Source organism: Parageobacillus thermoglucosidasius, from assembly GCF_001295365.1.
GTDB lineage: Bacteria > Bacillota > Bacilli > Bacillales > Anoxybacillaceae > Parageobacillus > Parageobacillus thermoglucosidasius.
The window spans coordinates 1,138,350-1,161,592 of the sequence record NZ_CP012712.1; the positions used below are offsets into that span (position 1 = coordinate 1,138,350).

A 23,243-nucleotide genomic window follows, 5' to 3' on the forward strand; every position below is an offset into this window, starting at 1 on the left:
CCTCAGTACATAATGCGAAATTGTTTTTCATTATGAACGCACGGAATTTCCGATATAGAAACATCGGTTACCTTCGCAAACAATGTTCCTTCCCGGATTGTATCGATAAATAAGCGTATCGCTTCTTCGTTTCCTTGTATTTCGAGCTCCACTGTCCCGTCGTCGTTGTTTCTGACCCAACCAGTTAATTGCCGTTTCAGCGCTTCGTGTTGGGTAAAATACCGGAATCCCACACCTTGAACACGTCCGTGGACAACTAGATGAAACCGTTTCATATCGTTCGCTCCTCGCCATCTTTTTTTCTATTTTCATCATACAATAGCAGAGGCATTTTGCATATATATTATAAGATGGCGTGAATAGGGAATTTCCAGCATGAACGTGCAGGCGTTCCTGCATTTTCCGCAATAACAGGGAAGAGAGATGAACAATGATATTGAGGACATATGATAGAGATAACGAGGGAGTCTGCTATGTCAGACTCCCTCGTTGACAAGCAGCAGTCGATTCGCTTTTTCTTTCACGATGGTTTCCAAAAGAGGGTGGTATCCTAAATAATCGCATAAAATCCATTGTTTATTTGTTGATGAAAGAGAGCGCAGCTTTTTTTCGATAGTTTTCATTAATATGCCAGTAAACAACAAATAAGGAACGACGAAAATTTTTTGATAAGAAGAGCGGCTCGCCTCATATAAACCATCTTCCAATGTTGGACGGGCGGCGGCTAAAAAGCATGTATCGACGCGGGGAACATTGATGTTTTCTTGAAGCAGTCTGGCGATCGCGGCCATATCGCGTTTTGTATCCGGATCGCTGCTTCCGCGTCCAATGAGAAGAACCATCGATTCATGATCCAACGGCACCGTTTGTTCTTTGATCCGGTCAGCAACAATGTCAATCATCGTCTGATGCACGCCAAACGGCTTTCCAAGCACGATGTCAACATGTGGATGGCGTCGCGCCGCTTGCCGGATCGCTTCGGGAATGTCATGTTTCGCATGCCCCGCTGATAAAAGAAGAATCGGAAGGACAATGATGCGCGTCGCGCCTTTTTGGACACAGATGTCGATGCCAGTCGCAATATCGGGAACGGCAAGTTCAATAAAACAAAGTTCTTGAATCGGAACATCGATCTTTGCCTTGCACCGTTCCACAAAGGCGGTCGCTTCCGCGCGAGCTTTTGCGACGCGGCTGCCATGACAGACGTACAATATCGCTTGCATGCTCCACCCCGTTATAACGCTGTATGGGCGACGGCATTTTGTTTGGCAAGCAGCTGCTCAAACCATTGAATGTTTGCGCGCAGCCGGACGACATCCCCGATAATGATCATGCTCGGATTTTCGATTTTTTCTTTCGCCACGACGTCGGTAACGGTCGCCAGAGTAGCCGTTACCGTCCGTTGTTCCGCGGTTGTTCCCCATTGGATGACAGCAACTGGTGTTGAAGGTGCTTTTCCGTATTTGATGAGCTGATTGCAAATATATGGGAGATTGCTGATGCCCATATAGATCGCCAATGTATCGATCCCTTTCGCAAGGCTTTCCCATTTCAACTCTTCTTTGCTGCCTTCGCGTTTATGGCCAGTGATGAAGGCGACGCTTGAGCTGAAATCTCGATGGGTGACGGGAATACCGGCGTAAGCAGCAGCGGCGATTCCGGAAGTAATGCCAGGAACGATTTCAAATTCGATTCCATGTTTGACGAGCGCTTCTGCTTCTTCACCGCCTCTGCCGAATACGAACGGGTCTCCCCCTTTCAGCCGGACGACCGTTTTTCCTTTTTTGGCGTGCCGAATGAGAAAATGGTTAATCGTTTCTTGCTGCATCGTGTGGTAACCCGGCAGTTTGCCGCAAAAGATGAGTTCCGCGTCTTTTTTTGCATAAGCCAGCAGCTCTTCGTTAATGAGACGGTCATATAAAATGACATCTGCCTGCTGGATGCATTTCAGCCCTTTAACGGTGATCAATTCGGGATCGCCGGGACCAGCCCCAACCAGGTATACTTTTCCCATCTTCATTTCAGCCCTTTCTCATGTTTTTATGAAGAAGAACGGAGGGGTTCGCTATATACAACGAACCCGCCGCCGCGACGAATCGGTTTTTTCTCATGCAGTGAAATATCCGTATAATCGGGAACTTTAAAGAAATGTTTTTCCAATTCCACTTCAACGAGGCGAAATGCTTGTTCATCATCGTTTGCTGCAATGACGACATAAATGATTTCTGTTTTCGTTGTTACCTCAAACCGGTACAGAAACATTGCCGTCACCTTTTATGCCACCGTGCTGACTTGCGCCAAAATGCGGTCCAGCTCTGCTTGCAGCGCTTCGATTCCGACGCGGTCCAAATAAGCCAAGAACGTTTCACCCGGCAATTTTGTTTCTTTGAAATAGGTTAAAAGATGCAAAAGCACTTCGGAAATTTGTTCCGCGCCTATTTTTCCTTTTAATTTTTGGTTTTGATTGTATTTGCCGCCGTTAAGCAACGTGCCGCCGACGTAAATTTCAAACGCTTCGATCATGCCCCTGTCTTTTGTTTTCGTTTTAATGCCTTGAAGGCCAATATCGGCAATTTGCCGTTGGCCGCACGAGTTTGGACAGCCGACCATATGAATGCGCACCGGAACGTCCAGTTCCAAATGTTCGTCTAAATAAGCAGCGACGCGCCGCATCCGTTCTTTCGTTTCGACAAGCGCCAAATTGCAAAACTCGGTGCCGGTGCAAGAGACGGAATAGCCGGTGAATGTTTTCGGACGAATGGAAATCCGCTCGAATACTTTTTCTTGCAATACGGCGTCGACGTGTTTGTCTGGGATGTTCGGAATAATTAAGTTTTGCGAATTGCAGAAGCGGACTTCCCCGTTGCCATATTGCCGGGCAATTCTTGCGATTTCGAATACTTCATCTGCGCTTAAACGGCCCACCGGAACGTTGAAGCCGATATAGTTTAGTCCTTCTTGTTTTTGGCGATGGACGCCATAGAAGTAGCCAGGGTTCCAGCCTTTTTGCACATCTTCCCCTTTGGATGGAAGCGGGCCGGTCAATTCGATTAATTTTTCTTTGAATTTATCGATGCCCCAGTCAGCGACAAGGAATTTGAGGCGGGCGCGATGGCGTTTTTCGCGATAGCCGTAGTCGCGGAAAATCGTTGTGACCGCGACAGCGACATCTTTCACGCGGTCTGGCGTAACGAACACGTCTAACGTTTGCGCAAGGTACGGGACAGACGATAAACCGCCGCCGACTTTTACGTGGAAACCGAGCACTTCTTTGCCGTCGATCACTTTTTTCGCTGGCGTAAACGACAAGCAGTGGATTTCTGCGTTCACTGTGTTGTAGACGTTAGCGCTGATCGAAATTTTGTATTTGCGCGGCAAGTTGGAAAAATCTTCGTTGCGTTGGAAAAACTCATATATTTCCCGGACGATTTCTCTTGTGTCAAACAGTTCGTCCGGATCGATGCCGGCAAGCGGGTTGCCGACGATATTGCGGGTGATGTCCCCGCAAGCACCGGCGGTAGACAATCCAACACGTTTAAGGCGATCAAAAATATCAGGGATTTGTTCAATTTGCAGCCAATGGAATTGCACCGATTGACGGGTTGTAATGTCAAACAAACCGCGCCCGTAATCGCGGGCGATGCCTGCGAGCGTTTCGAGCTGCTCGTTATTCAAAATCCCGGAAGGAACGCAAACGCGCATCATAAAATAGCCGGCTTCTTTCGGACGCTGCAAGTAAAGCCCCGCCCATTTGAAAAGATCCCATTCTTCTTGCGGAATCGAAGAGAATCCGTGTTTTGCATAATAAGGAATATCGTCAAAAATTTTTAACCCGTCTTTTTGCAGCTTTTTTAATTCCATTTTGTTTAAATTTGGATTATTTGCCCATACTTTTTCATACGCCATGTTAAGATTCCCCCTTTATGAAATTTCGATCGCGCAAGTAAGCGATCACTTGATTGGCACATTCGTCTATCGTGTGGCGATGCGTTTCAATCGTCAGTTCCGGCGACAAAGGCGCCTCATACGGAGAATCGATGCCAGTGAAATTGCGAATTTCACCGTTTCTCGCTTTTTTATACAGACCTTTTGGATCGCGTCTCTCACATTCTTCTAGCGGGCATTTCACATAAATTTCGATAAATTCGTCTTTTTCTACTAAATGGCGGACAAGTTCGCGATCTTGTGCAAAAGGCGAAATAAATGCCGTCAGGACGAATTGTCCGCTGTCGACAAACAGCTTGGCGACTTCGCCGATGCGGCGGATATTTTCAGTGCGGTCTTCGGCGGAAAAGCCGAGGTCCTTATTGAGACCATGGCGGATGTTGTCCCCGTCTAATACATAGTTTTGGACGCCGAGGTCAAATAATTTTTTGGACACGGCATTTGCGACTGTCGATTTACCGGAGCCGGAAAGGCCGGTAAACCATAAAATACAGCTATGATGACCGTTTCGTTTGCGCCGGTCTTCTTTTGTAACAGACGTTTGATGCCAGACGATGTTCGTGCTCAATCTTGCCCCTCCTTTAGCTTGTGGATTGGGATACAGCTTCGCGCTGCTGCAATCCTTTAATCAATACCGCGGCCACTTCCGGACGGCTGAACGTGCTTGGCGGCACTTGCCCGTTGCGCAGCATTTCCCGCACTTTGGTGCCGGATAAAACAACATGATATTTCGAATCATGCGGACACGTTTTCGTCGACGCCATGCCTTCGCATTTCGTGCAATAAAAGCTATGTTCGAAAAACAGCGGCATAATGCCAAGTTCTTCCGGAGTGAAATCCAAAAAGATTTTTTGCGCATCATACGTGCCATAATAGTTGCCGACACCGGCATGATCGCGCCCGACGATGAAGTGGGTGCAGCCGAAGTTTTTGCGCACCATCGCGTGGAAAATCGCTTCCCGCGGCCCGGCGTAGCGCATTGCTGCTTGGAACACGCCTAAGAAAACACGGTCTTTCGGATAATAGTTTTCTAGCAATACTTGATAGCTTTCCATGCGGATGTCCGCTGGAATATCGTCCGCTTTCGTTTCGCCGACGAGCGGATTTAAAAATAGCCCATCAACGATTTCAAGTGCGCATTTTTGGATATATTCATGGGCGCGGTGAATCGGGTTTCTCGTTTGGAAACCGACAACGGTTTTCCAGCCAAGTTCGGAAAAACGGCGGCGGGTTTCGGCTGGATCGAAATAGAATGGAGCGAAGCGCCCTTTATCAGTGCGTTTTACTAATGTAATTGGCCCGCCCACGTAGATGTCAGGTTTTTCAAACAATTTCTGCACGCCGGGGTGTGCCAGTTCATCCGTTTTGTAAACGAGAACGGCTTCCTTTGTTTTATCAGGTTGATAGATTTCTTGAATTTCAATTACTCCATATACTTCCCCGTTATAAACAAGCTTTACCGTTTCGCCGACAGAAAGTTCTTTTGCTTTTTCTTCCGTGACGGCGAGCGTGATTGGAATGCTCCATACCGTGCCGTCGGATAAGCGCATCGTTTCAACGACAGAGTCATAATCATTTTTTGTCAAAAATCCAGTAAGCGGGCTGTAGGCGCCTGTGCCGATCAATTCTAAATCGCTTAATTCGGCATTCGTCAGCTCGATTTCTTTTGCCAGTCCATCTAATGGATAGTCGGGATTCCAGCGATTGATTAATGTTCCCCCGTGTGGAATGCTTAAGCTCATGATTCATAACCTCCTGGAATCAATATTTCATATAGGAAAACTGCGATTTATCCTTAAATGCCACCTTCGTTTTCGTGCAAGATACCCCTTCTTTGGCGGTTGTTTTTTCAGGCTGATAATGCCAAGGCGGCAAAGCAAACGCTGAGGATAGCTAAAGATCGCTGCAAGAAGCAATTGGACAAGACGATAAGAAAAAATGACGCGTGAAAAAACGCGATATGCACTGAACTTCCAAAAGTTGGATAACAGTTGTTGGTGAAAGCAAGTATTTATGAAAATGCGCCGCTTGAGAAACGCTGCCGATACCGGTGAAGGCACGGCCGCAATTTCGCTTGTTGATAGCAGCGAAAGAGAAAATAAATAATGGCAACAATGAATGTCCATATCGATGATAGTTGGCCCCGAATCCGAGCGCTTGAACGCTTTGTTAGCTTCTTTGCCATGACGTATCCGAATCTGCCAATTGCGTCTCATGCGACTGCCGGACTGGATGCAGCTCCCGCCGCGGCGGCAGCTCTGCTTGTTCCGGCGTTTCCCGCAGGTAAAAACTGTTGAGAGCATCACCGTGTCTCTTCTATGAAATATGAAGCCCGCATTCTGTTTTCCCGCGGCCGGCCCATCTGCCAGAGCGTAAATCATTAGGGTCGAGCGCAGGGGATGTACAAGGTTCGCAGCCAATGCTTGGATAGCCGCGATCATGAAGCACGTTGTATGGGAGTTGGTGTTTGTATACGTAATTCCATACATCTTTCCATGTCCAATGAATAAGCGGGCATACTTTAATGGATTGGAATTTATCATCTTTATTGATATATTCCACATGTTTGCGTGTCGGCGATTGTTCGCGGCGCAGCCCGGAAATCCAAGCGGTTACCCCTGTTAACGCTTCGCGAAGGGGAATGACCTTTCGCAACTCGCAACATTTATTTGGGTTGTGTTTCCACAATTCGTCCCCAAACTGTTGCGCTTGCTCTTCTAGCGATAAACTTGGTTTTTTCATGACAATGCGCAGGAAAGGATATTTTTCTTTGACTTTTTCGATCGTTTCATATGTTTCGCGAAAATGGAGACATGTATCAAGAAATACGATTTCCGCGTCTTGTTTGACTTTGGAAATTAAATCAATCAAAACAATTCCTTCCACTCCAAAGCTACAGGCATAAACAATATCATCTTTGTATTCGCTGTACGCCCATGCAAGAACATCGAGCGCCCCTTTTGTTTCGTTATCGTGCGGGAACGAAGGCAATTCATGACTTTCCCATGTTTGATAAGTCAGCATGTTGCTCCTCCTTTTTGCTTTAATAAAGTAAGGAATTAATTAGTTTATCGTCTTAAACGAGGAGGATATTTTTGATGAAAGAAGCGCAAAATATGAAACGCTCCTTCATGGGGAAAGAGCGAAAAGACCGCATGCTTCCTCTTCAATTTTGAAAAAAGGCATCCATCTCCCGGAATTGGCGCCTTGCTTTGCAAAAGAAGGATGGCGGAACTCTTTGGACCAGTTTTCTCCACCAAGCTGATAAACTGTAATTGCTTAAAATTTTAGCATAATTCACGCAAAAGTCAATCCTAGCTTTTCAATCGGAATTGATTATTTAATGGTGCAGCACGGTACAGTGGAGAAAGAAAAAAGGACGGATTGTTGTTCCGGCCTTTGTCCCATCTGTCTATTTATTTTTTGCGGAGGTTTCCTAATTCTTCAGCGATCGCCTGCATTTCGCTTGGGCTAAACGTGTTTTTTCTCATCACCATTTCGTAAATCTCTTTAAGCTCATCATACCATTCTTCAGAAAAGTGAGAAGGTTTTATCGCGTCAAAATTTAAGACTTTCAGCTTTTCTTTTATTTTTTCCACCATGTACTTCACGTTTTCCGCCGACTTTTTGGATAGATCCATTTTTTCTGCCCCTTCCTTTGTGATAGTTACATGTATTGTAACAGGTTGCGGGTTATTTTTAAAACATTATTCGTTATTTTTGCGTGCCTATCCGCCAAGCATCATTGTAATATTTGTTATGAATCGCATGTTGCCCAATGAATCGTCCTTTGCTCGGAGAGGGCGGACTGGTTAAGCCGGATTGCACATGACAAATTTTATATCCAATCGATTCGTTATCATTTATCAACTCTTGTCTTATAATGTAATTAGCGTATGAAAAACACATGTCCATCATCCGGCGTTTCTGTTTCCCCGCTCATGTGAACAGCGATTGTTCGCCATAATGCAATACATAAGTAACAATAATAGATGTCTTTATGCAAATAATGGGACAAAAGGGAGATGTGAAACAATGGTAAAAGTATTATTCGTTTGTTTGGGGAATATTTGCCGTTCTCCGATGGCGGAAGCGGTTTTTCGGCATTTAGTAAAAGAGAGAGGGCTAGAAGGGAAAATTATTGTGGATTCTGCTGGAACAGGGAATTGGCATGTAGGGGAACCGCCGCACGAGGGAACACAGGCAATATTAAGGAAAAACCAGATCGATTTTTCGGGAATCCGCGCCCGGCAAATTAGGAAAGAGGATTTGCGCGAGTTTGATTACATTATTGCGATGGATGCGGAAAATGTCGGGAATTTGCGGCGGCTGGCCGGATACGATCAAACAGGGGTTATCGGCCGGCTGCTTGATTTTGTTCCGGATAGCGAGACTGCTGATGTGCCTGATCCGTATTACACGGGAAATTTTGCGGAGGTATATGACCTCATTCAAAAAGGGTGTGAACATTTATTAGACACAATTATAAGAGAGAAAAAACTTTGCGGAACAAAGGAGGGAAAATAAGTGAAAAGAAAGGGAAGTATATGGAAAGGTGTATTAATTGGGGCGGCAGTAGGAGCTGCGTTTTCTTTATTTGGCAAAATTGGGGAAAGCCAAGCGCGTCCTTCATTGCCGGTGAGACTGAAACAATGGCGGCGGTCTGTGGAAGAGATGGCAGAGGATGTCGAGTTTATGGTGGAAAAAATAAAAGACATTGTGGAAAAAACACCGGAAGTGATTGAAATAGTAAGGGAAGTGTATAGCCGGAAAAAAGAGGATCGCCCCGAATAACATGATGAAGAGGGAAACAATGCATGATGATCGATTTAACGTTTATTCGTGAAATGGCGCGGCGTTTTCAAGAAGATGAGATCCCCCGACTGTCCGCGGAACTGGCTTACTATTTTCTTCTTTCCTTATTTCCATTTCTTATTTTTTTAATCACATTGCTTGCTTATTTGCCGATTCCACATGAAGATCTTCTGTCTGTCATCCGCCAGTACGCCCCAAAGGAAGCCATTCATTTAGTGGAGGCAAACGTTCACCGGGTGATGGATGAGCAAAACGGAAGATTGTTGTCACTTAGCATTATCGGCGCGATTTGGTCTGCTTCAAACGGAATGAATGCGATTGTCCGGGCGTTCAACCGAGCCTACGATGTCGTGGAAAACCGTCCTTTCCTTGTTGCGCGGGGAATGTCTGTGCTGCTTACGCTCGGGATGATTGTTGTCATCATTGTCGCGTTAGTTTTGCCTGTATTTGGCAAAATGATAGGGCTGTTTTTATTTTCCGCTTTTGGCTTTTCTGCGACATTTTTAACCATTTGGAACGCGATGCGCTGGGTGATAAGTTCGTTGATTTTATTTGCCGTGTTTACCACATTGTATTATTTTGCACCAAATAAAAAATTGCGTTGTGCCAACGTCGTCCGCGGAGCCATTTTTGCGACAATTGGCTGGATTATTACGTCACTTGCTTTTTCCTACTATGTCAATCATTTTGCCCATTATGCAGCGATGTACGGAAGTCTTGGCGGAATGATTATTTTAATGGTTTGGTTTTATTTATCCGGAATGATTATCGTGTTGGGCGGTGAAATGAACGCGATTTTTGATTGTGAACGTGAAGGGCGGAAACGTTAATAATATGCATAAACTTCCTTTCATAAGCGGCGAAAGCGGGGAAATAGTAATCATTGTAAAGGGTTGTTGAACATGAGAGGGGGATCGTCCATGACGAAACATACAAAAAAAGATGGAGGCACAAAGCAAAAAGGAAAAAATAAGCCGAAGCATAAAACGAGCGGCAGCGCGAACGGCCAAAACGGGTATCATTAAAAAATGCGCAAAAAGAAAGGGCTGCCCATGCGGCAGTCCTTTTATTCGGCGATTTCCTCATGATAGTGATAGTACAACTCGTAAATATATTCGATTTCCGCGTCTGTCATATAAGCAAGTTGATCTCTGGAAATGCCTCTTACTTTTTCAATAAACTCAATCATGTTTTTTCGTTCCGCTCTTATCATGAATCAGTGCCCCCTTCTGTTTTAAAACAGATTAATTAATTGTTGTCATTATTATATAACAGTTCAAAGAAAGAGGTCAATCATTTTTTTTGAAAATAAATTAAAGAAGGTCATAAATGGATGACCTTCTTTTCTCTGTTCCAGAGCAGCAGGAAAAAGGAAAGGAAAAGAATGGAACTTATCGTAAAGAAAAAGTTGTTAGTGCCATATTCGATGGCGAACCCGTTAACAAACGGGCCGATCATGCTGCCGATGCTGTACAGCATGCCGCATAGCAAGTTTCCTGCTGGGAGAAGCTGTTTTGGCAGCAAATCCGCCATATACGTAATGCCAAGGGAAAACAAAGAACCGACAAACATACCGGCAATAAAGAAGCAAGCGGCAAGGCCAAATGGGGAGCGATGGAAGAAATAGGCTCCCAAAAAGCTGACACTTCCGATCAATAATGCGCCGGCAATGACTCGTTTTCGTTCCAAACGATCGCTTAATAATCCGAGCGGCAGCTGAAAGATGATGCCACCGAGTGAAAAAGCTGGTAAAATAAATGCCACATGTTCGATCACAATATGTTCCCGCAAAGCGTAAACAGGGAAAATGGCATGAATCGCCGCTTCTAAAAAGCCATAAGTAAACGGCAATAATAAAGCAACCCACGCGTATTTCCACGCATGAACAAAGCGATCGAATGTGTGTGCCAAACTTGGTTGTTCATTTTCTTTCGGCCGTTCGTTTGGCAGAAAAAAGACGCAACACCAGCCGATCAGGCTAAGCAGCGATGATAAAAGAAACGGCAACGATTCCTTGAATTGAATAAGTGACGCTAACAGCGGGCCAACGGAAAATCCGATGCCGAAAGACAAGCCATATAACGACAAATTGCGGCCCCGCCGCTGTGCCGGAGAAAAATCGGTAATCCACGTTTGTGTCGCAAAATGAAGCATATGGTCGCCGATGCCGATGCAAAGGCGCAGGAAAAACCAAAACCAAAATGAGTGAAAAGCTGGAAATAAGGCGAGCGATAATATTACAATAAAACCACCAAGGATAATCATGGGCCGGTATCCGTATTGACGGAGCGGCTTTTCCAAAAACGGAGAAATCAATAGGACGCCGATGTACAGCGCCGTGGCATGCATTCCGTTTAAGGACGAAGAAACCCCATGTTTTTCAAGCAGCATCGAAAGCAATGGCAGCAGCATCCCTTGCGATAAACCGGAAATGGCGACAATGCTGATTAAAATCCAAAAACGCATCGTTTTGATCCCCCGATTCCAAAAATGACACTCGTTTAACATGGTACATAGTTGATGTGGGCAAGGCAAGAAAAACGAAGAGGGAATAATAAAATTTGGGAATCAGAGAAAGAAGACCGCGATTGTAGCTGCCGGCAGTTGGCTTATCCGCTTGAAGACACGCTGGATTTGGTGTTAAAAGGAAACGCAGTTCATCGGACGGGGAGGGGAATTTTATTCCATACATATAAACTTGGCTTGTCTCCTTCTTACTTTATTGTAAACATGCGTCTAATGCATATCATCCAGCGATATCGAACGGAACCGCTTATCATTTTATGTAAAATTTTAATATGTTGGAAAGGTGGAGATATCACGATGAATAAAGTATTTGCGTGGATGGTGTCGGCCGGAGTTCCGTTATCGGTAATCGGCAGTTTTCTTCATTGGCCGGCCGTCTTAATGTTTGCCGTCTATTGTTTAACGATTATTGCTTTGGCAAGCTATATGGGGCGCGCTACGGAAAGTTTGGCGATTGTAGCCGGTCCTCGTATCGGGGGATTGCTCAATGCCACGTTCGGCAATGCGGTAGAGCTTATTATTTCCATTTTTGCTTTAAAAGCGGGGCTTGTGGAAGTCGTGCTCGCCTCACTTACCGGTTCGGTGCTTGGCAACTTATTGTTAGTGGCCGGTTTATCGTTTTTTGTTGGCGGCCTTAAGTATAAACGGCAAGAATTCAATGTATATGATGCCCGCCATAACGCGGGATTGCTAACATTTGCGATTTTAGTGGCATTTGTGATTCCTGAAGTGTTTACAATGAACATGTCGAGCCAAGAAAAGCTGTCGCTTAGCGTCGGCATTTCGATTATTATGATTGTTTTATATTTGGCAGCATTATACTTTAAGCTTGTCACCCACCGCGGTGTATATCAGCAGAAATCAGATGTCGTAGAAGAGCATGAAGAGCCGGAATGGACAAGAGGAAAAGCGGTTTGGATTTTGGCGCTGGCGACTGTCGCCGTTGCCTATATATCCGAGAGGCTTGTCCATACGTTTGAAACGGTGGCGGAATCATTTGGGTGGAGCGAATTGTTTATCGGGATTATTATCGTCGCCATCGTTGGCAATGCAGCGGAGCACGCTTCAGCGGTGATTATGGCATACAAAAACAAAATGAACGTCGCCGTCGAAATCGCGATCGGCTCAACGTTACAAATCGCCATGTTTGTTGCGCCTGTGCTTGTCTTGGTTTCTTTGCTCTTTCCTGAAAAGATGCCACTCGTTTTTTCGCTCCCGGAATTGATCGCGATGGCGACATCTGTACTGTTGACGATCGTACTTTCCAATGACGGGGATACGAACTGGTTTGAAGGGGCGACATTGCTCGCCGCTTATACGATTATGGGAATTGGCTTTTATTTGCTTTGATCGAAAAAGGCTCTGCCAAACGGCGGAGCCTTTTGTCATAAATTTTTTTCGATACGGATAAACGGTATTTTGTTGAAAGAAAATAACGGTGAAAGCAGTAATGGAAAGGAGTGAACGTTTAATGAAAAAATGGAGGATCTGCCTTTGTATTGGCGTGTTGATGATGTATGCCACTACTTTCACCGCCGATGCTGCTTCCAGGCAAATTGTGCCGGAATCGGTAGTGGATATTGCGAAAGAAAATACGTATCCAAACCCGACGCAAGATTTGCCGCATTTGGAACCAAGCAAATTTGCGAAACAGCTCTTGAATTCGGCAAATGTTAAAATTGAGAATCCGGAACTGATTCGGCTTCTTAATGAGTCTTCTGTGTCAAGCACGCCATTTGCCATTGGGTACCGGGCGACGATTTACTTAGGGCAGTGGCCGCTCCATTATCAATCACTAGAAACGTCAACGAATTGGGAATATCAAAAAGTCAATACCAATTTTCTTGATAACCGCGGCGGCAACGCTCCGCAAAAACTATATTACAAACAAGAAATGCAAAAACATGTGCGCGGCGGTTTAACAGCGCCAATTCCAAACGAAGAAGCGGTGCAAAAAATGATGCTGAATGCAGCGATGAAAAAAACGAATTTACCGTTAGCGTTTAACACAGTTGTCGGAGTTGGAACGAAAAAAGACCGCCCATATGCAGTCCCTGCGAAAAAGCTCGGCTATTTGTACGCTTATGCGCCGGCCGTGAATGAAAAAGGAAAAGTCACCTATGGAGAAGTGTATGTTGTCCTGAAAGGGAATAAAAAGAAAATTGTCGTGAAAAACGTCACAACGCGGGGGATTGGCGCGTGGATTCCTGTGCAAGACCGTCTGTATTTTTCCTATGTTGCGAGCGAACAACCGCGATAAAAGAGGGTGTCCCAACGGCGACGGGACACCCTTCTTCTGTGCCGCCATATATGAGTTATCGGAACAATAAAAAGCATTCCGTTTGTAGGCAAACAATCTTTTGAGCCAGCCTCTTTTTATTTTTTGATTCGCGCTTTTCGTTTCGTAAAATTCATATCAGCATAGTAAGTGTTTTTCACAAGTACGTTTGGCCCAAGGCATTGAACAGACGGGCAATGACAGTTGAGCTGTTTTGCGAGCGGGGAATTTAGCCATCTTTCATATGCTTCTAACAGCGTATCATGCCGGATGTTTCCAAGCGCCGGCTCATCACCGAAGTCTGTCACGATAATATCCCCTGTAAAAATATTGACGTTTAAGCGGGAACGTCCGTCAGGATCGTTGCGGACGGTTACGTTTTTGCTGGAATAAAGCCGTTTCAGCAGGGCTAAATCTTCTTCATTATCGCTGCATGGATAAAATGGAAGTGTCCCAAACAACATCCAAACATTTTCGTCGCGAATATCAAGAAGATGATGGATGGCTTGCCGCAATTCGTCCAAGCTTAATGTTTCGAGCGCGCTTGCAAAATCGCTAGGGTACATCGGATGCACTTCATGGCGTTTGCAATGCATTTCGTCGACGACTTGGCGGTGAATTTTTTCTAAGTGTGGGACTGTCCGTTTGTTAAGCATCGTTTCTGCAGAGACGATAACTCCCGCTTTTGCCAGAGCTTTCGCGTTTTCGATCATTCGTTCAAAATATTTTTCGCGCTGCGCGACGCTAGGTTTGCGTTCCATCCTTGCAAATCCGCCTTCGACAAAGTCATCGATTGTCCCCCAGTTATGCGAAATGTGCAACACATCTAAATACGGAATGACCTTTTCGTAGCGGTCTAGCTCTAATGTCAAGTTCGAGTTTAACTGTGTTCGCACTCCGCGCTCATGGGCATATTTCAACAATGGAACGACATAGTTGTCCACTGATTTCAACGACAACATCGGCTCACCGCCGGTAATGCTTAACGACCGCAAATGCGGGATTTCTTCCAGCCGTTTGATTAATAAATCAAGCGGCAGCGCTTCCGGGTCTTTCGTTTGCAGCGTGTAACCGACGGCGCAATGCTCACAGCGCATATTGCATAATGTTGTCGTCGTAAATTCAATGTTTGTCAATTGTAATTTTCCGTATTCTTCTATATCAAGATACGCTTCCCATGGATCAAACGACGGTGTAATAGGTTGAAGTGTTAATGAATCCATATGATTCTCCTCTTTTCTGGTAGGCTAAACTTGACAACCATATTTCCGGCACATTTTGCTTTTGATGGCCGAAATATCTTTGGTGCAGTCATCGTTTATTATGAAAAACGAATGCTGCAATTGTCAATTGCTTTGACTATATGCACAAACAAGGAATCATATTCATGATCGTTCGTGCATGAAAAATGGCGAGGATGCCATCTTCGGAAAGGAGTGGCAAATCGGGTGAGGCTGATAAACAGGGAAGTCCCTTTTTCAGCGCAGCAAGCGAAGGTGTTCAATTTTACACAAAGGTGGAAAAACGTTATAATAAATAGGAAGACAATTCGAAATAGTGATACATAGGACGAGCAAAGGGGAAGGGGCGTTGAACGTTGAACATGGAAAAATTCCAACAAAGCATGTATGAACTTATCGTGGAGACTTCCACAAAACTGCCAAAAGACGTGCGCCGGGCGATCGCGCGCGCCAAAGCGCGGGAAAATGCGGGAACGCGGGCGGCGATGGCGCTGGCGACGATTGCCGGCAACATAAAAATGGCAGAAGAAAATGTATCGCCGATTTGCCAAGACACAGGATTGCCAACGTTCAAAATTAAAGTGCCGGTCGGTGCCAATCAAATAAAAATGAAAGAAGCGATACATGGCGCAATTGTTCAGGCGACAAAGGACGGGAAGCTTCGGCCAAACTCTGTTGATTCATTAACAGGGAAAAATAGCGGCGACAACCTCGGCGTTGGTGTTCCTGTTATTAAATTTGAACAATGGGAAAACGATTACATTGATGTGCGCCTTATTTTAAAGGGAGGCGGCTGTGAAAATAAAAACATTCAATACAGTTTGCCATGTGAACTGGAAGGGCTTGGCCGCGCCGGGCGCGACTTAGACGGCATCCGCAAATGCATTTTGCATGCGGTATACCAGGCGCAAGGGCAAGGATGCAGCGCTGGATTTATCGGCGTCGGCATCGGCGGCGACCGCGCTTCCGGCTATGAACTGGCGAAAGAACAGCTTTTCCGTTCCGTCGATGATGTCAATCCAAATGAAGATCTTCGCCGCCTTGAAGAATACATTATGGAAAACGCCAATAAACTTGGCATCGGCACGATGGGATTCGGCGGCGAATCGACGCTGTTAGGCTGTAAAATCGGCGTGATGCACCGCATCCCAGCAAGCTTCTTCGTATCCGTCGCCTATAACTGCTGGGCGTTCCGCCGCCTTGGCGTAAAAATTGACCCAGGAACAGGCGAAATCACGGAATGGCTCTATCAGGAAGGCGAAGACGTCGATTTTGCCAAAGAATTGGAGAAAGCCGAAACATCGGCGGCCACTCAGCTTGGCGAAACCCGTGAAGTCGTGTTAGAGCCTCCGATAACCGAAGAACAGATCCGCCAGTTGAAAGTCGGCGATGTCGTGCGCATTAACGGGATCATTTATACTGGCCGCGATGCGATTCATAAATATTTAATGGACCATGATGCGCCTGTCGATCTGAACGGACAAATTATTTACCACTGCGGCCCGGTCATGCTGAAAGATGAGAACGGCAACTGGCAAGTGAAAGCAGCCGGTCCGACGACAAGCATTCGCGAGGAGCCGTACCAAGGCGACATTATGAAAAAATTTGGCGTCCGCGCGGTCATCGGCAAAGGCGGCATGGGCGCGAAAACGCTGCAAGCCCTTAAAGAACACGGCGGCGTCTACTTGAACGCGATCGGCGGGGCGGCGCAATATTATGCGGACTGTATTAAATCGGTAGAAGGTGTCGATTTGTTGGAGTTCGGCATTCCGGAAGCGATGTGGCATTTGCGCGTCGAAAACTTCACCGCTGTCGTCACGATGGACGCTCACGGCAACAGTTTGCATGAAGACGTTGAGAAATCATCGTTGGAAAAACTCGCTCAATTCAAAGAACCAGTTTTTAAATAAAAATTCACCAGCTATGAAAATATCGAGAAACGCTTGCGCTTCACCGTCAGCCTAGTGCTGGCGGTGTTTTTTTTGAAAAAAATGGCACGGTTAGGGCGGAAACAGTGGAAAAAACTAATGGTTAGTAGCACGATAAGGAGGAAAGACCGGTGAAAAACGCGACGATATGGTTGTTTTTCAGTGCCGTCATTTTATCATTTATTCCTGTTTCCGCAGAAGCCGCAAGCAATAAAGCGATTCATTGGGGATTTAAGCGGAGCGAGAACCACGAGCCGCCTTCCGCGGGCAAGGAGTTAGATCAGCTGCTTGCCAAATATGATGCGTTTTATTTAGGAAATCCTAATAAAAAAGAAATTTATTTAACGTTTGATAACGGCTACGAAAACGGTTATACAGCGAAAATTTTAGATGTTTTAAAAGAAAAACGAGTGCCGGCGACCTTTTTTGTAACAGGGCACTATTTAAACACGGCACCTGATTTAGTGAAACGAATGATCAAAGAAGGGCATATTGTCGGCAATCATTCGTGGCATCATCCTGATTTAACGCAAGTAAGCGATGGACGGCTGCGGGAAGAGCTGGAATCGGTCCGAAAAAAAATGGAAGAATTGACAGGGCAGAAAGGAATGATATATCTTCGCCCGCCGCGCGGCATTTTCAGCGAACGGACGATGGCGATCGCCCATGAGCTTGGTTATTACCACGTGTTTTGGTCGCTTGCGTTTGTGGATTGGCAGACGGACAAGCAAAAAGGATGGAAGTATGCATACGATAACATTATGAAACAAATTCATCCGGGCGCGGTTTTATTGCTTCATACTGTCTCGAAAGATAATGCGGAGGCGCTGGCAAAAGTGATCGACGATTTGCGCAAGCAAGGCTACACGTTTAAAAGCCTTGATGATCTGATGTCCGAAAAAGTGAATTTGCCGCCATTGCTTTTTACCCCTTGAATGTTTTGTTCAAAGGGGTATTTTTCGTTATAATGTGGGTATTAACGACGATAAAAAGGTGATCCGTTATGTGGCAGCAGCGAGTGGATGTCACTCCGCCGTATAATTTTTCCCATGCGTTGGCGCGGCTTGCGCTCGATCCTCTTATATCGGTGGACATCGCGCAGCAGAAAGTCATTGTTCCGCTTTATATACAGAATAAGCCAGTCGCTGTGACGGTCGAAAGCATCGGGACAAAGGATGAACCGAGCTTTCTTGTGACAGCGCCATCCCCAGAACGGAAGCATGAAATTATGGAGCGGGTTTCCCATCTGTTTCAATGGAATACACCGCTAGCCCCGATTCATGAGCATTTTCAGCGGACCGAGTTGCAACCGCTTTTTACCGAATATGAAGGAATGCCGCTTATTTTAGATTTTGACCTTTATTTTTGTTTAATGAAATGCCTGATTCACCAGCAGTTAAATTTGAAAGTTGCTACCCGCCTGACGGAGCGTTTTGTGCAAACGTTCGGAACGCAAATCGGCGGCGTTTGGTTTTATCCGCGCCCGGAGGACATTGCCGCACTTTCCTATGATGAACTGAAGCAGCTGCAATTGAGCGGGCGAAAAGCAGAGTATATCATTGATACATCACGGCTCATTGCCGAAGGGAAGCTGTCATTGGAGGAATTAGCGCGCAAAAGCGAAGCGGAAACGATGGAAGCATTGTTGTCGGTCCGCGGCATCGGCCCGTGGACGGTGCAAAATTTCCTTTTGTTTGGGCTTGGAAGACGAAACGTGTTTCCAAAAGCGGACATCGGTTTGCAGCGGGCGGTCCAGCGCCTCCTTGGCCTTTCGGAAAGGCCGTCGATGAAACAAATGGAAGAGCTAAGCAAGCGCTGGGAGCCGTACTTAAGCTACGCATCGCTATATTTATGGAGAAGCATCGAATGAGGAGTGGCAAACGATGACGAAGAAGACAATCACCATCAAGAAAGGACAACAGTTTCCGCTGACAATTAAACGGCTCGGCATCAATGGAGAAGGGGTTGGCTATTTTAAAAAGCAAGTGGTATTCGTCCCCGGCGCTCTCCCGGGAGAGGAAGTTGTTGTGGAAGCGACGGACATTCATCTGAAGTACGCGGAAGCGAAAATAAAAAAAATCCGCAAGCGCTCCCCGCACCGTGTCATGCCAAGATGCCCTGTCTACGAGCAGTGCGGCGGCTGCCAGCTCCAGCACTTGGATTACGAAGCGCAGCTTCGCGAAAAACGCGATATTGTCATTCAGGCGCTTGAGCGGCATTGCCGGCTGCCGGTGGAAACGCTGGAAATCCGCCCGACGATCGGGATGGAGGATCCGTGGCATTACCGCAATAAAAGCCAGTTTCAAGTCGGCATGAAAAAAGGAGAGGTCATCGCTGGACTGTATGGCTTGAATTCCCATCAGCTCATTGATATTTCCGAATGCCTTATCCAGCATCCGGCTACGAACCGCGTAACCAACATGGTGAAAATGATTCTCCAAGATTTGCGCATTCCGATTTACAACGAGCGGACGCAGACAGGGCTTGTCCGCACGATTGTTGCCAGGGTCGGGTTTCGTACAGGCGATGTGCAGCTTGTGCTTATAACTGCAAAAAAAGAAATTCCCCGGAAAGAACTGCTCATCGCTGAGATAAAACGGCGCCTTCCGGAAGTCAAATCGATCGTGCAAAATATTAACGGACAAAAAACATCGCTCATTTTTGGGGAAGAATCGTTGCTTTTAGAGGGTGAAGAATATATTCAAGAAGTGTTAGGGGATTTATCGTTCGAGCTGTCAGCACGCGCGTTTTTCCAGCTCAATCCGGTGCAAACGGTGAAACTGTATGACGAAGTGAAAAAGGCGGCCGCTTTAACGGGGACGGAAAAAGTCGTTGATGCCTATTGCGGCGTCGGCACGATCGGGCTTTGGCTCGCCAAAGACGCCGGTGAAATCCGCGGGATGGATGTCATTCCCGAAGCGATTGAAGATGCCAAAAAAAATGCGAAAAAACACGGGTTTGCCAACGCAACGTACGTCAGCGGCAAGGCGGAAGCATTGCTTCCAAAATGGGTGAAGGAAGGCTGGAAGCCCGATGTCATCGTCGTCGATCCGCCGCGCACCGGCTGTGATGAACAGCTGCTAAAAACGATTCTTAAAGTAAAACCGCAAAGAATTGTATATGTCTCTTGCAATCCATCCAGCCTAGCAAGAGACATCGACGTGCTATCGAAATTTTATAAAGTTGATTATATCCAGCCTGTCGATATGTTTCCGCATACTGCGCATGTGGAGTGCTGTGCGTTGCTCGTAAAAAAATAGAAGATATGTACGAGTTCGAGAATCTATAAAAGATTCTCGGACTCCCGTCTTCTTTAATTTCTATACGTTCTATTAACTTGTGTAGGATTTCTTCGTCAAGTTTTGGTGCTTGTATAAATTGTTCAAGCTGAGCCATTAGCTCTTTAAAATTAATGTTTTTTTGGTGCGTTAAGATTTCGTTCAATTCTCGTTGTTCTCTCATTAACTTTGCAAGTTGTTGATTATTATCTTCGATTAGTAATTGATATTCCTCTTCTGAAAGTTCTCCATTCACTTTCATCCGCAGTGCATTTATTTTCTCTTGTTTCAAAGCTTCAATCTTGTCATTAATTTTTGAAAGTTTCTTTTTGTCTCGTTCTAATATTTTAGTAACTTTTTGTTCAATGTTCTTTTGAAATTCTTCAACCGACAGTAATGAAAATAATTGACGAATGTCGTTAGTGATGACGTTAATCAATTCGTCTTCTCTAACAAAGTGATCAGAACAGATGGTGTGACCATGCTTATTATAGTTGCCGCATACATATCCTTTACGGTTAGCTTTAAAGTGCATACTTTTTCCACAATCTGCGCAAAATGCAATGTTTGTAAACAAATGTATTTTTGTGTGTGGTCGTTTTCGTTGTCGTTCTTTTATTAATTGCTGGACAAGCATAAATTCTTCTTTAGAAATAATTGCTTCATGTGCATTTTCAACTATTATATAGTCGGAAGGATCGAGTTTTTTGCGGTGATTAGAAGTCACACTTATGGTTGTTTCACGTTGTTGAACTAAATCGCCTGTGTAATGCGGATTTTCCAATATTTTACGAACAGTTGAGCCATGCCAAACCCTGCTGGCATTCACCTTACCTGCCACTTCTCCAGGAGTAGGGATACGTTCTTCCGTCAATTCCCGTGCAATTCGATCAAAACCTTTTCCAGCAATATATGATCTGAAAATTCGTCTCACGACATCAACTGTATAATCATTACGGATTTTAAGCTTTTTGTTTTCAACGTAGTAGCCATAAGGCGCAACCGACCCTTTAAATTCCCCTTTTTGAGCTTTTAAACGAAGAACATGTTTAATGCGTTCACTGGTTCTTTGCGACTCTTGTTCATATATCCAAGCATATAGACCAAACATATGCGTGTTTCCTGACATTGTATCGATTGCGCCATCCAGTGTTATTATATCTATGCCCTTATGTTCAGCTAAATGTTTAATTTCGTAGGATAGACGCCCATTTCGGGCTAAACGGGAAAGTTCTTTCGCAAGAATTAGATCGAATTTTCCTTCTTTCGCATCTTGAATCATTTCTTGAAGTTTAGGACGTTTATTAGATTTTGTTCCTGTTTCAACGTCTACATAAATTTTGTAGAGATCCCATCCTTTTTCAGCAAGGAGGTTCATGAAAAGCTCTTTTTGATGAATTAAGGACTTTTTTTGTTCTTCTTTATCTGTTGACACACGAATATAAACAGCACATTTTTTCATGCCACTTCCTCTCCTTTCTCATCCGAAGAGGCAGTGGAATTCACCTTATTTTTAGCATAGGAATTAGCAATGATGATGTCAATTTTTTCAATAATAATTGATTGGAGAATACTCTCGAGGGTAATCGTAGATTCATTGTTGAAAATTCTTTCTACTTGCATGGCTGCCCTCCTGTGGATTTTTTATAGGGGAATAAAATTGAGGAATATGTTGGATATAGAAAGGGGATGATGGTTATCATTCTATAGATTTTAAATAAAAAGTAAATGCTTTTTGTGTTCGAGATTTTTTGCTTTAAAGCAAAAAAGTGATTATCTGTAATGTCAAGTAGAGTTGCTAAACAACGGATAAAATTCAGTAGAGGAAGGTTTTAGTATGATAAAGCACGAGAAGAATTCAGTGGAGATTTGGAGATATTTTGTATTGCGATTTTAAGTATACGAGTTTAGGAAGGGGTGTCTATAGTTTATGTGTTCGAGGTTTTTTACGTTAAAGCATTAAATCAATATAGTAAACAAAATGTTAATCTATTGCTTTATGAGGGACTTCGATCTATTGCATGGAATAAAGGAATAGTAAAGGAACTAAAACATTATAGAACATAAAAAATATTTATAACTACTTGACATTTAAAGTACAATGACAATGCGTCTGGTTCAAACGGTGTAAGGGCGCTTGAGGGGAAAATAAATATGTGTAGCTCGGGAAAAACTTTGGATAAGAAATCCTTTTCGTTTTTTTACGAATTACTGTGTCAGTTGAGGAATGTCGAATACTTATAAATGAATAAAAGTTTTTCCCGTAATACCACTATCCATTAGGAAAGGAGTGTGTACTAAGTGATTCACACAGCCCATTTTTACATTTTGTTAAACGTTGATGAAGTACAGCAGCTACAACAACGTTTTGGAACTGAGATTGGAAAAAAAGTTGACTGTCAATTTAGTGCGTTTACGACCTGGATGGTTGATAAATATGGATTTCGTTTGCATTTTATCATTGACTTCATTAAGTTGCTTGGAAAAGCAGATATAAAGGAGTCAGATTACTTACAGGTTGAAAAGGAAATAAAAAATTATTTGTTCTATTTGTTTTTAGATGTCACTATGTTTGATCGAATTTGTATGCTTAGGATCGATTATCGTTTGGATGTAAAAATCCCTGATCCTAAGCATCGTGAACTTTTGTTACATCTATATAAAAAAACAGTAGAAAAGTTTCGTTTTCAGAAAAAGTATGATCAGTATGACACTACTATATATTTCAACTCACACAGTGTGCAAGGATGTTGTTACGATAAAGAAGAAGATGTAAAGGCAGAAGGAAGGATTCCTGAAATTTACGAGAAAGATGTTTTTCGATTTGAGGTACGACTACAAAACCCTCATTTAAATCATATGAAATCAAGGAAAGGACGGGAAAAATGGTTAGAGGAGTATTTTAAGGAATCTTTATATAGACACTATATGTCAAAATATCTTGGTGTCTTACTTTATGAAGGAGACTACTACAAGATTAACAAAGCGAGAACTCGAATTAATCAAAGCAGTCTCACAAAAAAAGAGAAAGAACAGCTTATTGAGTTTTTGAAATATGTTTCACGACACGGTATTGAGTCAGCAAAACAGAAGTATACCCGCTACTACTTCCGCAAATTCCTCACTCAATTAAAAGCCCTCAAAATTAACCCTATTCTAATTCCTAAAAACAGGAAAGATTTTCCATCGTTTATGAAAAATCCATTTTCTATTTAATTACAGTTATTTTTTA

The 23,243-nt window shown here is 44.3% G+C and carries 24 protein-coding genes and 1 pseudogene; 10 read left to right on the forward strand and 15 right to left on the reverse strand.

What is annotated here, in order from left to right; genetic code table 11:
* Positions 1 to 2: 2 nt before the first annotated feature.
* From AOT13_RS05565 to AOT13_RS05610, 10 genes are all read right to left on the reverse strand, one after another.
* Positions 3 to 275, reverse strand: a complete 273-nt coding sequence (locus AOT13_RS05565) for an acylphosphatase (protein ID WP_013401647.1) — start codon at positions 273 to 275, stop codon at positions 3 to 5.
* Between the two features lie 201 nt (positions 276 to 476).
* Complete coding sequence (locus tag AOT13_RS05570) at positions 477 to 1,223, reverse strand: sirohydrochlorin chelatase (RefSeq protein WP_003252999.1); 747 nt, start codon at positions 1,221 to 1,223, stop codon at positions 477 to 479.
* Positions 1,224 to 1,234: 11 nt separating this feature from the next.
* Complete coding sequence (gene cobA / locus AOT13_RS05575; RefSeq protein WP_003252996.1) at positions 1,235 to 2,014, reverse strand: uroporphyrinogen-III C-methyltransferase; 780 nt, start codon at positions 2,012 to 2,014, stop codon at positions 1,235 to 1,237.
* A 26-nt stretch (positions 2,015 to 2,040) separates the two neighbouring features.
* Positions 2,041 to 2,262, reverse strand: coding sequence for a DUF3906 family protein (locus AOT13_RS05580; RefSeq protein ID WP_003252994.1), 222 nt, complete (start codon positions 2,260 to 2,262; stop codon positions 2,041 to 2,043).
* Between the two features lie 12 nt (positions 2,263 to 2,274).
* Positions 2,275 to 3,906: a nitrite/sulfite reductase gene (locus tag AOT13_RS05585; protein WP_013401645.1), complete on the reverse strand. Its 1,632-nt coding sequence runs from the start codon at positions 3,904 to 3,906 to the stop codon at positions 2,275 to 2,277.
* A 1-nt stretch (position 3,907) separates the two neighbouring features.
* The gene (gene cysC, locus AOT13_RS05590) at positions 3,908 to 4,513 is read right to left on the reverse strand and encodes an adenylyl-sulfate kinase (protein ID WP_003252990.1); all 606 of its coding nucleotides are present in this window, start codon (positions 4,511 to 4,513) and stop codon (positions 3,908 to 3,910) included.
* A 13-nt stretch (positions 4,514 to 4,526) separates the two neighbouring features.
* Positions 4,527 to 5,687 carry a sulfate adenylyltransferase gene (sat, locus tag AOT13_RS05595; RefSeq protein ID WP_003252988.1) on the reverse strand — a complete coding sequence of 387 codons (1,161 nt, stop codon included), beginning with the start codon at positions 5,685 to 5,687 and terminating at the stop codon, positions 4,527 to 4,529.
* Between the two features lie 27 nt (positions 5,688 to 5,714).
* The gene (locus AOT13_RS20020; protein ID WP_157776777.1) at positions 5,715 to 6,248 is read right to left on the reverse strand and encodes a hypothetical protein; all 534 of its coding nucleotides are present in this window, start codon (positions 6,246 to 6,248) and stop codon (positions 5,715 to 5,717) included.
* Between the two features lie 13 nt (positions 6,249 to 6,261).
* Positions 6,262 to 6,969: a phosphoadenylyl-sulfate reductase gene (locus AOT13_RS05605; RefSeq protein WP_013877512.1), complete on the reverse strand. Its 708-nt coding sequence runs from the start codon at positions 6,967 to 6,969 to the stop codon at positions 6,262 to 6,264.
* Between the two features lie 392 nt (positions 6,970 to 7,361).
* Positions 7,362 to 7,586 (reverse strand): DUF1128 domain-containing protein, encoded by a 225-nt coding sequence (locus AOT13_RS05610; RefSeq protein WP_003252983.1) that lies wholly within the window; start codon positions 7,584 to 7,586, stop codon positions 7,362 to 7,364.
* A gap of 394 nt (positions 7,587 to 7,980) precedes the next feature.
* On the opposite strand from AOT13_RS05610, the gene AOT13_RS05615 reads away from it, so the two are divergent.
* The 3 genes from AOT13_RS05615 to AOT13_RS05625 are packed head-to-tail and all read left to right on the forward strand — an operon-like array spanning position 7,981 to position 9,590.
* Positions 7,981 to 8,472: a low molecular weight protein-tyrosine-phosphatase gene (locus tag AOT13_RS05615; protein WP_003252981.1), complete on the forward strand. Its 492-nt coding sequence runs from the start codon at positions 7,981 to 7,983 to the stop codon at positions 8,470 to 8,472.
* Positions 8,473 to 8,739: a hypothetical protein gene (locus AOT13_RS05620; RefSeq protein WP_042383891.1), complete on the forward strand. Its 267-nt coding sequence runs from the start codon at positions 8,473 to 8,475 to the stop codon at positions 8,737 to 8,739.
* Positions 8,740 to 8,762: 23 nt separating this feature from the next.
* Complete coding sequence (locus AOT13_RS05625) at positions 8,763 to 9,590, forward strand: YihY/virulence factor BrkB family protein (protein WP_042383889.1); 828 nt, start codon at positions 8,763 to 8,765, stop codon at positions 9,588 to 9,590.
* A 236-nt stretch (positions 9,591 to 9,826) separates the two neighbouring features.
* Here the strand turns inward: AOT13_RS05625 and AOT13_RS05630 are convergent, their stop codons facing one another.
* Positions 9,827 to 9,973 (reverse strand): BH0509 family protein, encoded by a 147-nt coding sequence (locus tag AOT13_RS05630; RefSeq protein WP_013401640.1) that lies wholly within the window; start codon positions 9,971 to 9,973, stop codon positions 9,827 to 9,829.
* Between the two features lie 110 nt (positions 9,974 to 10,083).
* Positions 10,084 to 11,226 (reverse strand): MFS transporter, encoded by a 1,143-nt coding sequence (locus tag AOT13_RS05635; protein ID WP_042383886.1) that lies wholly within the window; start codon positions 11,224 to 11,226, stop codon positions 10,084 to 10,086.
* Positions 11,227 to 11,583: 357 nt separating this feature from the next.
* Between AOT13_RS05635 and cax the strand changes: the two genes are divergently transcribed.
* Both cax and AOT13_RS05645 read left to right on the forward strand, forming a co-directional pair.
* Complete coding sequence (gene cax, locus AOT13_RS05640) at positions 11,584 to 12,636, forward strand: calcium/proton exchanger (RefSeq protein ID WP_042383974.1); 1,053 nt, start codon at positions 11,584 to 11,586, stop codon at positions 12,634 to 12,636.
* Between the two features lie 121 nt (positions 12,637 to 12,757).
* Positions 12,758 to 13,546 carry a YfkD famly protein gene (locus AOT13_RS05645; RefSeq protein WP_003252972.1) on the forward strand — a complete coding sequence of 263 codons (789 nt, stop codon included), beginning with the start codon at positions 12,758 to 12,760 and terminating at the stop codon, positions 13,544 to 13,546.
* Positions 13,547 to 13,662: 116 nt separating this feature from the next.
* Here the strand turns inward: AOT13_RS05645 and yfkAB are convergent, their stop codons facing one another.
* Complete coding sequence (gene yfkAB / locus AOT13_RS05650) at positions 13,663 to 14,787, reverse strand: radical SAM/CxCxxxxC motif protein YfkAB (RefSeq protein WP_013877504.1); 1,125 nt, start codon at positions 14,785 to 14,787, stop codon at positions 13,663 to 13,665.
* A 380-nt stretch (positions 14,788 to 15,167) separates the two neighbouring features.
* Between yfkAB and AOT13_RS05655 the strand changes: the two genes are divergently transcribed.
* The 4 genes from AOT13_RS05655 to rlmD all read left to right on the forward strand — a co-directional run bounded on the left by AOT13_RS05655 (position 15,168) and on the right by rlmD (position 19,993).
* A complete protein-coding gene (locus AOT13_RS05655) occupies positions 15,168 to 16,715 on the forward strand; it encodes a fumarate hydratase (protein ID WP_042383972.1) in 1,548 nt (515 codons plus the stop codon).
* A 149-nt stretch (positions 16,716 to 16,864) separates the two neighbouring features.
* Positions 16,865 to 17,668 carry a delta-lactam-biosynthetic de-N-acetylase gene (gene pdaA / locus AOT13_RS05660; protein ID WP_003252965.1) on the forward strand — a complete coding sequence of 268 codons (804 nt, stop codon included), beginning with the start codon at positions 16,865 to 16,867 and terminating at the stop codon, positions 17,666 to 17,668.
* Between the two features lie 68 nt (positions 17,669 to 17,736).
* The gene (locus tag AOT13_RS05665) at positions 17,737 to 18,603 is read left to right on the forward strand and encodes a DNA-3-methyladenine glycosylase family protein (RefSeq protein WP_042383884.1); all 867 of its coding nucleotides are present in this window, start codon (positions 17,737 to 17,739) and stop codon (positions 18,601 to 18,603) included.
* Positions 18,604 to 18,616: 13 nt separating this feature from the next.
* Positions 18,617 to 19,993, forward strand: coding sequence for a 23S rRNA (uracil(1939)-C(5))-methyltransferase RlmD (gene rlmD / locus AOT13_RS05670; protein ID WP_042383882.1), 1,377 nt, complete (start codon positions 18,617 to 18,619; stop codon positions 19,991 to 19,993).
* A gap of 487 nt (positions 19,994 to 20,480) precedes the next feature.
* Here rlmD and AOT13_RS20925 read toward each other — a convergent pair.
* Positions 20,481 to 21,473 (reverse strand): annotated as a pseudogene (locus AOT13_RS20925) (recombinase family protein); the annotation flags it as partial.
* Positions 21,470 to 21,634, reverse strand: coding sequence for a hypothetical protein (locus AOT13_RS20385; protein ID WP_167542262.1), 165 nt, complete (start codon positions 21,632 to 21,634; stop codon positions 21,470 to 21,472). The gene AOT13_RS20385 and the pseudogene AOT13_RS20925, both read right to left, overlap by 4 nt.
* Positions 21,635 to 22,312: 678 nt before the next feature.
* Between AOT13_RS20385 and AOT13_RS05680 the strand changes: the two genes are divergently transcribed.
* Entirely contained in the window at positions 22,313 to 23,227 is a 915-nt protein-coding gene (locus AOT13_RS05680; protein ID WP_042383880.1) for a phage/plasmid replication domain-containing protein, read from the forward strand.
* Positions 23,228 to 23,243: the final 16 nt, after the last annotated feature.